The organism is Nocardia transvalensis (assembly GCF_015477765.1).
In the GTDB taxonomy this organism is placed as follows: Bacteria; Actinomycetota; Actinomycetes; order Mycobacteriales; family Mycobacteriaceae; genus Nocardia; species Nocardia transvalensis_A.
Map to the genome: position 1 here is coordinate 770975 of NZ_JADLQQ010000002.1, position 11814 is coordinate 782788.

The 11814-nt window shown below is 72.2% G+C and carries 9 protein-coding genes; 5 read left to right on the forward strand and 4 right to left on the reverse strand.

Annotation, left to right across the window (positions count from 1 at the left end):
• Positions 1–266 precede the first annotated feature (266 nt).
• The 3 genes from IU452_RS07625 to IU452_RS07635 all read right to left on the reverse strand — a co-directional run bounded on the left by IU452_RS07625 (position 267) and on the right by IU452_RS07635 (position 4169).
• Entirely contained in the window at positions 267–1313 is a 1047-nt protein-coding gene (locus IU452_RS07625; RefSeq protein WP_228817018.1) for a FecCD family ABC transporter permease, read from the reverse strand.
• Positions 1314–1669: 356 nt separating this feature from the next.
• A complete protein-coding gene (locus tag IU452_RS07630; protein ID WP_195108162.1) occupies positions 1670–2728 on the reverse strand; it encodes a heme/hemin ABC transporter substrate-binding protein in 1059 nt (352 codons plus the stop codon).
• A 478-nt stretch (positions 2729–3206) separates the two neighbouring features.
• Positions 3207–4169 carry an aldo/keto reductase gene (locus IU452_RS07635; RefSeq protein WP_195108316.1) on the reverse strand — a complete coding sequence of 321 codons (963 nt, stop codon included), beginning with the start codon at positions 4167–4169 and terminating at the stop codon, positions 3207–3209.
• Positions 4170–4441: 272 nt separating this feature from the next.
• Here IU452_RS07635 and IU452_RS07640 point away from each other — a divergent pair, with 272 nt between their 5' ends.
• The 4 genes from IU452_RS07640 to mshC all read left to right on the forward strand — a co-directional run bounded on the left by IU452_RS07640 (position 4442) and on the right by mshC (position 8028).
• Positions 4442–5182: a histidine phosphatase family protein gene (locus IU452_RS07640; protein WP_195108163.1), complete on the forward strand. Its 741-nt coding sequence runs from the start codon at positions 4442–4444 to the stop codon at positions 5180–5182.
• Between the two features lie 24 nt (positions 5183–5206).
• Positions 5207–5791, forward strand: a complete 585-nt coding sequence (locus tag IU452_RS07645) for a DUF3090 domain-containing protein (protein WP_195108164.1) — start codon at positions 5207–5209, stop codon at positions 5789–5791.
• 4 nt (positions 5792–5795) lie between these two features.
• Positions 5796–6632 carry an SCO1664 family protein gene (locus IU452_RS07650; protein ID WP_195108165.1) on the forward strand — a complete coding sequence of 279 codons (837 nt, stop codon included), beginning with the start codon at positions 5796–5798 and terminating at the stop codon, positions 6630–6632.
• A 157-nt stretch (positions 6633–6789) separates the two neighbouring features.
• Positions 6790–8028 (forward strand): cysteine--1-D-myo-inosityl 2-amino-2-deoxy-alpha-D-glucopyranoside ligase, encoded by a 1239-nt coding sequence (mshC, locus tag IU452_RS07655; RefSeq protein WP_195108166.1) that lies wholly within the window; start codon positions 6790–6792, stop codon positions 8026–8028.
• A gap of 19 nt (positions 8029–8047) precedes the next feature.
• Here mshC and IU452_RS07660 read toward each other — a convergent pair whose 3' ends face one another.
• Complete coding sequence (locus IU452_RS07660; RefSeq protein WP_195108167.1) at positions 8048–8704, reverse strand: TetR family transcriptional regulator; 657 nt, start codon at positions 8702–8704, stop codon at positions 8048–8050.
• A gap of 87 nt (positions 8705–8791) precedes the next feature.
• Here IU452_RS07660 and IU452_RS07665 point away from each other — a divergent pair, with 87 nt between their 5' ends.
• Positions 8792–11755, forward strand: a complete 2964-nt coding sequence (locus tag IU452_RS07665; protein WP_324192487.1) for a crotonase/enoyl-CoA hydratase family protein — start codon at positions 8792–8794, stop codon at positions 11753–11755.
• The last annotated feature ends 59 nt before the right edge of the window (positions 11756–11814 follow it).

An 11814-nucleotide genomic window follows, 5' to 3' on the forward strand; every position in this document is an offset into this window, starting at 1 on the left:
CCCACCTCCGACCCACGGCATTCGCGTCCGGCCCGGCACTGTCGCCAGTGCGGGACCACCGCGCCGAACTGCCGCTTCGACGTACCGCAACCCTGTGGCCGCACCGGGACACTGATACCCCGTCGAGCGGGCACCGCCCGCATGCCTTTCGGCGGACGGGCGGAAACATGGGCGCCACGCCACGCTCCGGGCTGCAGGAACGGACGGACGATATGCGGGGCGCGGCGAGTGTGCGAGGGGTTCGGCGTCAGCCGGAGTGGTGGGGTTCATGCCCAGCCTCCCGAGCGGGCGCGGGTGCGACGCAGGAGCCAGAAGAAGAAGGGGCCGCCGACGAGGGAGGTGAGCATGCCCAGGGGGAGGTCGGCGTTGGCGACCAGGGTGCGGGCGCCGACGTCGGCGGCCAACAGCACGATGGCCCCGACGATCGCCGACAGCGGGATGAGCACCCGGTGGGCGGGGCCGACCAGCATGCGCACCACGTGCGGCACGATCAGCCCCACGAACAGGATGACACCGGTGAAGGCGACCCCGGCGGTGGTCAGCACCGCGACCACCAGAATCACATTGCGCCGCAATCGTTCCACGTCCACACCCAGATGCCGGGCCGCCGAATCGCCGAGGGCCAGCAGATCCAGCCGCCACGCCAGCAGCACCGCCGCGGCCACACCCAGCGCGGTCAGCGGCGCCACCACGCCCACCGCCTGCCAGGTGGCGCCGTTGAGGCTGCCCAGCTGCCAGAACACGATCTGATCGCGCGCCGCCGGTGAGGCGACGAACAGCAGATACGACAGCACCCCACCGGCGAAGGCGTTGACCGCGACACCGGTCAGCACCAGCGTCACCGTCTCGGTGCGGCCGCCCGACCGCGACAGCACATACACCAGCAGCGTGGTGCCCAGCCCCGCCACGAACGCGCCCCCGGCCACCGACCACACCGCCGCGAACGCACCGCCCATCACGATGACCGCCCCCGCACCCACGGCCGCCCCCGCAGACACCCCGATCACACCGGGTTCGGCCAGCGGATTGGCGAACACCCCCTGCAGCAATGCGCCCGCGGTGGCCAGTGCGGCCCCCACCAGCATGGCCAGCACCACCCGCGGAAACCGCACCTGCCACAACGTCACATCCCCGGCGGGGTGGTGCGGCATCGGCCCCCAATCGAGCCCGATCCTGTGAAACACACTGCCGGCCACCTCGAGCGGCGTCGTCGGCACCTGCCCCACCGCCGCCGAATACACCGCCAACCCCACCAACACCACCACCGACACCGCGACCACAACCGCCACCCGCGACCACCGCCGGCGCGCCAGGACCGCCTCGCGCCGACCGTCCGGGCCGGGTCCGTCACCCACCCGCGGAACACCCGCCGCTGCCGTCTCCGGTACCGAGTTCGACTGCGGGCGGGCCACACCCGGCGTCGTTCGGCCGCTCGTCCCGAGAGGATCGATGGCGTGTGTGGCGTCCGCCGCTGCTGCCGCATCGAGGTGCTCCGACGAATCGCCCTCGCGCGCAACGGCTCCCGCGTTACGCGAGGCCGGATGCGCGTGCGAGTCGCTGGTAGTCGGCGAACCATCCTCGGGGGCTGCGGGTTTCGCGGCGTCCGGGGCGGGCGGATCGGGGGTGTCCGCGGGTGGGTGGGGGGTGCTGGTGGCGCGGGTGGGGTCGGTCATGCGGGCTGGCCGTAGAAGGCCTTGGTGAGGGCGGTCAGGACGCGGCCGGTGTTGGGGCCGAAGCTGAGCAGGACCGCATCGGACATGTCGACGACGCGCTTGTTGCGGCCCGCGGGGGTCTGGGCGACGCCGGGGATCTTGGCCAGGCCGTCGGTGCCGCCGACGGATTGCAGGCCGTCGGTCATCACCAGGAAGGCGTCGGGGGCGGCGCTGATCATGGCTTCGCTGGTGATGGGGACGAACGGTTCGTGCAGTCCGGCCGCGGTGCCGGCGTCGACACCGCCCAGGGCGGTGATCAGCGAGTCCGCACCCGAGCCGGGTCCGCCGATGAAGGTGATGGCGGTGGAGCGCAGATACACGAAGGCGATCTTCAGCGGCGGATTCTGCTTGGGCACCGCGGCGGAGGCGGCGGCGATCTCCTCGCGGGTGCGCTGGGCCAGTTTGCGGCCCTGGTCTGCGACGCCGAGCGCGGCGGCGACGGCCTCGATCTGCGGGACCACCCCGTCCATGGTGCGCTGCGGGTCGAAGTAGACGACGGGGATGCCCAGCGCCCGCAGCTGGTCACGCATCGCGGGGGTGGCGCTGACGGTGTCGGTGAGGAACAGGGTGGGCCGTTGCGCGGCAACGGCTTCCACGCTGATGCTGCCGTTGCCGCCGGCAACGTTGGTGACGTGCTGCACGGCCGGGAACGCCGCCGAGGAGGAGCGTCCGACCAGCTTCGCCCCCAGGCCCAGCGCCCACACCGTCTGGGCGAGGGTGCCGTAGCGGTCGACGGCGATGATGCGGCTGGTGTCGGTGACGGTCACGTCGGAGCCGTCGAACGAGTGCACGGTCACCGGCAGCACCGGGGTGGGTTCGGGCCCGATCGGCACCGGATTCAGGTCGGTGAGCGTCGCGGTGGCGGGCCCGCGCTGCCCGGAACCGCCGGTGTCGCCGGAGGGCCCGCACGCGGTCACGCCCGCGACCAGCGTCAACCCCAGCACCGCGACAAGAACTCGGACCGCCGACCGAGTGCGGGGAACGCGGTTCGATCGGACAGGGTCGACACAGCTCATGCAGGCAAGCCTAAGAGGTGCCGCACGACCGGTGTCGCCGACCCGCCCGGTCGTCGCGAACACCACACCCGCACGCGCATACCAGCCAAAACTCCCGACACGACCGGTGATCGACGTGACCCGCGCCTCGCGGGTACAGTTGGCTTGTCACGCAAGTGATGCCGAGCGGCGGGACGCCGGATAGTGGCCGACGCCCCGCCTTGGTGGTCTACCTAGCCCGCCACACTCGGCGGACCACGTAGAAGATGACCCCGGCGACTACGGCGGCACTGCACAGGGTGCCGTAGTTGACCGGGGTTTTCTCATCCCGGCGATGTTTCGCCATTCCCACCACCTCCCTCCTGGGCGCGATGTCCGGACCACAAGATCCACCGCCCCTCGGCTGGAGGTAGGCACACCCTACGCCGTCATGGCGACACAAACCCCTTGCGGCGCAGCGTGTTCCGCCGCCCTCCGGCGTGTCGGGTGCGGCTGTGCGTCACACGCGGCTGACGTCGTCGAGGGCGGCGGCGATGGCGCGGGGCAGTTCGAGGGTTTCGGCGGCCAGCACGCCGGTGAGCTGACCCATGTCGCGGGCGCCGACGATCAGGCTGGCTACGCTGGGGCGGTCGCGGATCCAGGCCAGCGCCACTGCCAGCGGGGAGGTGCCCAGGCCGTCGGCGGCGGTGACGAGGGCGTCGACGACGCGGGTGGCGTGGTCGTCGAGGCGGGCGCGGATCTCGGCGGCGGTGGCCTCGTCGGCGCCACGCGAGTCGGCGGGCACGCCGTCGCGGTATTTGCCGGTGAGGATGCCACCGGCCAGGGCGGTGGTTGCGATCAGGCCGACCCCGTGGTGGGCGGCGGCGGGCACGATATCGCGTTCGGCGCCGCGCGCCAGCAGCGAATAGGGGGTTTGCGCGGCGGTCACGGGCGCGGCCGAGGCCAAGGTGGCCAGCTGCCAGGCGTTGAGCCCGCGCACCCCGGCGTAGCGGACCCGGCCCGAGCGCACCGCATGCTCGAGGGTGGCGGCGATCTCGGCGAGCGGGGTGTGCGGATCCCAGGCCGCCACACTCCAGATGTCGAGGTAGTCGGTGCCCAATTCGGCCAGGGTGCGGTCGAGTTGGCGCATCAGGGTGCGCCGCGACGCGTCCACGGTCCAGTGGATGTCGGTGGCCGGGGTCCCGGCCGGGTCGGTGACCGCGGGCACCGGCACCAGCCCGGCGCAGCCGCTGAGCACCAGGTCGTCGCGGGGCACCAGTTCGTCGATCAGCCCGCCGAGGATGCGCTGGGCGGCCCCGCCGTGATAGGCGGGCGAGGTGTCGACCAGGGTGCCCCCGGCCTCCACGAACGCCACCAACTGCACCGCCGCGGCCTCGGCGTCGGTTTCCTTACCCCAGGTGTGGGTGGCCAGCCCTATCCGCGACACCCGTAGGCCGCTGCGCCCGACCGCTCGTTGTTCCATCACCGTGCCCACACTTCCGTCACAGGTAAAGAGCCTAGGGCCCCAACTGCTTCGGAACCGGCCAAGCCCCGCCGAACCGCCGGACCGGTCGGTTGCCGCAGCGGAGAAAGCGGTGCGGGGCAGGGCACATCGGCCGCGGCGGCGCCGAGGCCTCGGGCGTGTCCCGGCAAATGCGGTGCGGGGCGGGGTGATCGGGACCAGCCGAGCGCGCGGCGGTGGGGGTGCGGTAGCGAGGCGGTGGCGCGGGGGCCATGATCGCCTACGCTGGGGGCATGACGGTGATCCTGCTGCGGCACGGGGTGTCGGCCTCCAACACCGCCCACACCCTGGCCGGCCGCAGTCCGGGGGTCGATCTCACCGACCGCGGGCGCGAGCAGGCCCAGGCACTGGCACAGCGGTTGGGCGCGTTGCCGATCGAGCACATCGTGCATTCCCCCCTGCAGCGCTGCGCCTGCACCATCGCCCCGCTGGCCGACAAGCTGGGCCTGGGCCCCGAACCCGACCAGGCGCTGATCGAGGTCGACTACGGCGACTGGACCGGTCGCCCGCTGTCGGAGCTGGTCGCCGAGCCGCTGTGGAAGGTGGTGCAGCGCCACGCCTCGGGTGCGGTGTTCCCCGCCGGGGAGGGCCTGGCGCAGGTGCAGCACCGGGCCGTGGCCGCCATCCGCGCCCACGACGCCCGCTTTGCCCAGCAACACGGCCGCGATGTGCTGTGGGTGGCGTGCACACACGGCGATGTGATCAAGTCGATACTGGCCGACGCATTCGGTATCCATCTGGACGGTTTCCAGCGCATCGTGGTGGAACCGGCCTCGATCAGCGTGGTCCGGTACACCCCGACCGCCCCGTATGTCTGGCGGGTAAACGACACCGGGGCCGATCTGTCCGCCCTGGCGGCAACTATTGAGCAACGATCGGAGCAGCGGGCGGGCCCCGTGCCCGGCGGCGAGGTGGGTGCGGCCGCGGATACGGATAATGGGAATGCGCAACACCCCGATTCGGGTAGTGAATAGTGCAGTCGGTTTCAGGAGGTGCAGATGGCCCGAGCAATCCATGTTTTTCGCACCCCCGATCGTTTCGTCGCCGGAACCGTCGGTGAACCAGGCGATCGCGCCTTCTATCTGCAGGCTGTGCAGGAGCCGCGGGTGGTGAGCGTGCTGCTGGAAAAGCAGCAGGTGAAGGTGCTGGCCGACCGGATGGGTCTGCTACTGGACGAGGTGGCGCGCCGGTTCGGGGCCGAGGTGCCCCCGCAGCCGGCCGAGGTCAACGACACCGGACCGCTGCAGACCCCCATCGACGCCGAATTCCGGGTCGGCACAATGGGTCTGGGCTGGGACGCCGACGCCGGCGCGGTGGTGGTGGAACTGCTGGCGATCACCGAAACCGAGGTCGACGAGTCGGTGGTGCTCGACGACACCGAGGAGGGCCCCGACGCGGTGCGCGTGTTCCTGACCCCCTCGCAGGCGCGGGAGTTCGCGCTGCGGTCGGCGCGGGTGATCGCGGCCGGGCGCCCGCCGTGCCCGCTGTGCGGGGAACCGCTCTCACCCAAGGGGCACATGTGTGTGCGCACCAACGGCTACAAGCGCGGCGACATCTTCGGCGCGGCCGGGCTCGAGGACTGACCCGGTGACCGCGACCGGCGACGACACCCCCGACGGGTTCTACACCGGTGAGCTGTCGATCATCGGCCGCGTGAGCACCGCCAGCAACCTCACCCTGGTCTGCGAGATCGACACCGACGGCCGGGTGCGCGAACCGGCCGCCGAGACCGGGGTGCGCGTGGTGTACAAACCGATCCGCGGGGAACGGCCGCTGTGGGATTTTCCCGACGGCACCCTGGCCGGGCGTGAGGTGGCCTCGTATCTGATCTCGCAGGCGCTGGGCTGGGCGGTGATTCCGGAAACCATCCTGCGCGAGGGCCCGCTGGGGCCGGGCATGGTGCAGCGGTGGGTGGAATCGGCCGACCACCACAGCGTGCGCGGTGACCGGCTCGACCTGGTGGATCTGGTGCCCGCGGGCGCGGTGCCCGACGGGTTCCGGGAGGTGCTGCGCGCGCTGGACGGCAACGGTGCGGAGGTGTCGCTGGTGCATGCCGACGATCCGCGCCTGCAGCGCATGGCGGTGCTGGATGTGCTGCTCAACAACGCCGACCGCAAGGGCGGGCATGCCCTCGAGGGCGTCGACGGCGGCGTGTACGGGGTCGATCACGGGATCTGCCTGCACGCCGAACCGAAGCTGCGCACCGTGCTGTGGGGGTGGGCGGGCGAACCGGTGGCCGACCATCTGCTCGGCGATATCGCCGCCTTGGTCAAGGCGCTGCCCGGCGAGGTCGGCGACGCGCTGGCCGACCATCTGACCGACGCGGAGATCGAGGCGCTGGGCCGGCGGGGGCGGCGGCTGCTCGACGACCCGGTGATGCCGCTGCCGGTGACCGCGCGCCCGATCCCGTGGCCGGCGTTCTGACCGCACACCCGCCTATTGCGCGCTGTGAGATTGCAACTGTTGACTTTGCCCATGCGCTGCGTCGATGCAGGTGGCACCCGGTGGGAGAACGTGTCGTAAACCACCGGTGAGCGGGGGCGGCGCGGGTGTGGCTCGATCACACCTTTACCCTCGAATCATGCAGTCCTGGTCCGAAATCGCCGTCCCGACCCTCCCCGGATCCGGACCGCCGTTGCGGTTGTTCGACACCGCCGACCGGCAGGTGCGTCCGGTGGCCGCGGGCGCCACCGCCACCATGTACGTGTGCGGCATCACCCCCTACGACGCCACCCATCTCGGGCATGCCGCCACCTATCTGACCTTCGATCTGGTCAATCGGGTGCTGCGCGACGGCGGGCATCGGGTGCATTACGTGCAGAACGTCACCGACGTCGACGATCCGCTGTTCGAACGCGCCAGCCGCGACGGGGTGGACTGGCGGGAGCTGGGGTCACGCGAGATCGCGCTGTATCGCGAGGATATGGCCGCGCTGCGGGTGCTGCCGCCGCGCGACTACGTGGGCGCGATCGAATCGGTCGGCGAGGTCGTGGAATTGGTGGACAAGCTGCTGGCCTCGGGCGCGGCGTATGTGGTCGACGACGCGCAGTTCCCCGACATCTACTTCCGCCACGACGCCACCGAGCAGTTCGGCTACGAATCGGGCTACGACCGGTCCACGATGGAGCAGTTGTTCGCCGAGCGCGGCGGTGATCCGGACCGGCCGGGCAAGCGGGATCCGATCGATGCGCTGCTGTGGCGTGCGGCGCGCCCGGGTGAGCCGTCGTGGCCGGCGCCGTTCGGGGCGGGTCGGCCGGGCTGGCACATCGAGTGCGCGGCGATCGCGTTGAACCGCATCGGGCCCGAATTCGACATTCAGGGCGGCGGCAGCGATCTGATCTACCCGCATCACGAATATTCGGCCGCGCACGCCGAGGCGGTGGTGGCGCACCGCCGCTTCGCCCGCCACTACGTGCATGCCGGGTTGATCGCGCTGGACGGGGAGAAGATGTCCAAATCGCGCGGCAATCTGGTGTTCGTGTCGAAACTGCGTGCGGCCCAGGTGGATCCGGCCGCGATCCGGCTGGGCCTGTTCGCCGGGCACTACCGCCGGGATCGGGAGTGGTCGGACACCGTCCTCGAGCAGGCCCTCGCGCGGCTGTCGCGCTGGCGCCGGGCCACGGCCCTGGCGTCGGGCCCGGCCGCCGAGGACACCCTGGCCCGACTGCGCCAGCACCTGGCCGACGACCTCGACACCCCCAAAGCCCTTGCCGCCCTCGACAACTGGGCCCAGCAGGCCCTCGACTACGGCGGCCCGGACCCCTCGGCCCCCACCCTGATCACCGAGGCGATCGACGCCCTCCTGGGCATCCGCCTCTGACCTCCGCCCGCCGGGCGGATCAGTCGCCGGTGGGGACGCCGGTGAGGATGGGGGCGATGGCGACTCGGGCGAGGTGGGACAGGGCGGTGGGGTCGGTGAGGTCGACGGCGAGGCTGGGGGCCAGCAGGTAGCCGAGGGTGACGTGGACCAGGGCGTCGGCTTGGGCGTCGGGGTCGCCGGGGGGAAGCCGGCCGGTGGACTGGGCGTGGGCGATGTGGGCGCGGACACCGGTGTGCGCCAAGGCGATCGGGGACGGGTCGCCGTGGGTGAGAGCGTCGAACAGTTCGCTGCGGTGGGCGGGGTCGGCCTCGCGCAGCAGCGGGTGACGGTGCAGGCCCAGGCAGATCGCGAATCCGGTGGCGACCTGTTCGGCGGGGTCGTCGATGCTGCGCAGGGCCGCGGCGAGGGTGTCGAGCAGGGCGGTGATCTCGCGGGTCAGCGCGCGTTCGAACAGCTCGTCCTTGCCGGCGAAGCGGCGGAACACGGTGGCGCGCCCGACTCCGGCCGCGGCGGCGACCTCGGCCATGGTGGCCGCGCGGGTGCCGCGCCGGGCGAGCACGACCACCGCGGCGTCGAGGATGCGGGCGTCGGTGGCGTCGGCGGGCTGCGCACCGTCGAAGGCGCGTCCGGCGGCGCGGTGCAGCAGGTTCGGCAACGGCGCACCCGGTCGGGTCATCGGCTCACCTCCTCGGACGACGCCCCGCCCTTGACGGGCGAGACTATTGGCCATCTAATGGTCTCATACTCGTGGAGGAGGTGGGCCGTGTCGCCTGTGCCCGGTGGTGATCGGATTCGCGCGATAGGCAAACAGATTCGCGCCGGTAGCACCCTGCTGCAGGCGGTGGGCAAGGATCCGCGCCTCGCGCGGGACCTGGTGGCCGGGCTGCTGGGCGACACCGGACCACACCTGCCGCACGCCGCCCAGACCGCCGACCGCGTGCTGCCCGCCGGGTTGCGCGACTACACCAAGACCGCGCACGCCAGCCAGCCGGTGGACCAGCCGCGCGAGACGGTGTGGGCGTATCTGTGCGATCTGGACCGGCTCGGAGAATGGTTCACCGTGCACACCGGTTTCCGCGGCACCCCACCCGGCCCGGTGCGGACCGGCGCGAGCTTCACCCAGCAGGCGCAGGTCATGGGCCTGCCGGTGGACATCGACTGGACGGTGACCGAGGTCGGCGCCACCGGATTCGCCCTGCGCGGGCAGGCACCGCAGCAGGTGCGGCTGGGGTATTGGATCACGGTGTCGGGCACCGGATCCCACACCACCGTCAGCTTCGACGCCGGAGTGTCGGGCCCGCCCATCGAAGGCCCGCTGGGTGGTTCGGTGGCGCGCAGCCTGGGCGAGGCGATGCGCGAGTCGCTGGCACGGCTGCCCGGCGCGATCGCGGCGGCCGGGCCGATCCGCACCCGCACCGCACGCACCCCGGTGCGCCACCACGGCACCGGACGCGACCTCGACCCCCGCACCCCGGTGCTGGTCGGGGTGGGGCAGATCGTGCAGCGCACCCCCGACCCGGCCGCCGACCCCGCCGAACTCGCCGCGCGGGCACTGCGGCGCGCCGCCGACGACGCCGGGCCCGGCCGATCGCTGCTGCGCCACGCCGAGGCGGTGTTCGCGGTGGCGTGCACGTCGTGGCAGTACCGCGACCTGGGGGCCGCGGTCGCCGAACGCGTGGGCGCGGGCACCGTGGACACGGTGCAGTCGAGCCCGTTCGGCGGCGACGGCGGCCAACTGGTGATCAACGAGGCCGCCGCGGCGATCGCGGCCGGAGACTACGAGGTGGTACTGGTGACCGGCGCCGAGGCGGGCGCCACCCAGGCCGCCGCCCAACGCGACGGCCGCACCCCGGCATGGCCCGAGCAGCCCCCGCAGACCGCACCGACACGCACCGTGGGCATCGACAAACCGGCCAACAACGCCGCCGAGACCGCCGCCGGGCTGATCGCGCCGATCAACATGTATGCGCTGCTGGAGTCGGCGAACCGGCACCGGCTGCACCGCGGCATCGACGAGCACGCCAAAGCGGTCGCCGCACTGTGGTCGCGGCTCTCGGCGGTCGCGGCCACCAACGAATACGCCTGGCAACCCCAGCAATTCGATGCCGACGAGATCGCGACGGCCACACCGGACAACCGGATGGTGTCGACCCCCTACACCAAACTCGAATGCGCGAATCTGGCCGTGGACATGGCCAGCGGCCTCGTGCTGTGCAGCGCCGCGGCCGCCGACGCGGCAGGGATCGCCCAGGACCGGTGGGTGTTCATCCACGCCGGAGCCTCCGGGCACGACGAATGGTTCACCAGCGAACGCGCCGAACTGGCCGCGTCCCCGGCGATCCGCACCCTGGGCGCGGCCGCGCTCGCGCACACCGGCATCGGCGCCGAAGACCTGACGCATGTGGACCTGTATGCGTGTTTCCCGGTGGCGGTGCAGATCGCGGCCCACGAACTGGGTTTGCCCCTCGACGATCCGGCGCGGCCGCTGTCGGTGACCGGCGGGCTCACCTTCGGCGGCGGGCCGGGCAACAACTACGGCGGGCACGCGGTGGCGAGCCTGGTGCAACGGCTACGGGCCGACCCGGGCAGCTACGGGCTGGCCACCTCACTGGGCTGGTATGTCACCAAACACGCCCTGGGCGTGTATTCCACTGTCCCGCCGCAGCACCCGTACCGGCATCTGACCCCGATCATCGAGCATCCGCCCGCCCGCCCGGCGCGCAGCAGCTACGACGGACCCGCGGTGGTGGAGGCCTACACCGTCCCCTACACCCGCGACGGACGGCCCGAGGCAGCGGTGCTGAGCCTGATCGCCCCGGCCGGTGACCGAATCCTGCTGCGCAGCACCGATTCCGGCACCCTCACCGCCTGCCTGGAACGCGATCTGCTGGGCCTGCCGGTCACCGTCACCGGCACCGCGATCCGCCTCGAGGGCAGCGAACCGGTCGCCCTGCCCGCACCGCCGCCACCGCCGGTGCTGGTGCAGCGGCGCGGACCGGTCACGATCATCACCGTGAACCGGCCGCAGGTGCGCAACGCCCTGAACCTGGCCGCGGCGGTAGGCATCGAACGCGCGTTGGACGCCTTCGACGCCGATCCGGCCGCGCAGGTGGCGATCCTCACCGGCGCGGGCGGATATTTCAGTGCCGGAATGGATTTGAAGGCCGCCGCGCGCGGGGAGGTGCCGATCACCGAGGGCCGCGGCCCGCTGGGCATCGCCGCGAAACCGCCGGGCAAACCGTTGATCGCGGCGGTGGAGGGCCCGGCGCTGGCCGGGGGATGCGAGCTGGCGCTGTCGGCGGATCTGGTGGTCGCCGCCCAGGATTCGACCTTCGGGATCCCGGAGGTCAAACGCGGGCTGGTCGCCGTCGGCGGCGGTGTGCTGCGGCTGGCGCAGCGGCTGCCGCGCGCCGTCGCGATGGAGCTGGCGCTGACCGGCGACCCGATCACCGCCACCCGCGCCGCCGAACTGGGTCTGGTCAACCAGGTCGTCGCACCCGGCCACGCCCTCGACGCCGCCCTGGAACTGGCCGCCCGCATCGCGGCCAACGCCCCGTTGAGCATCCTCGCCAGCAAACGCATCATCGACCGATCCCCGGACTGGTCGACCGCCGAAGCCTTCACCCGCCAGGGCGAACTGGCCGCGACAGCGCTGTCCTCCCAGGACGCCGCCGAAGGCATGCTGGCCTTCGCACAGAAACGCCCCCCGATCTGGAAGGGCCGCTGATACCGCACCCGCACACCGGTCCTCGGCTCGCGCCCAGCCGAGGCAAGGGTCGTGTGCCG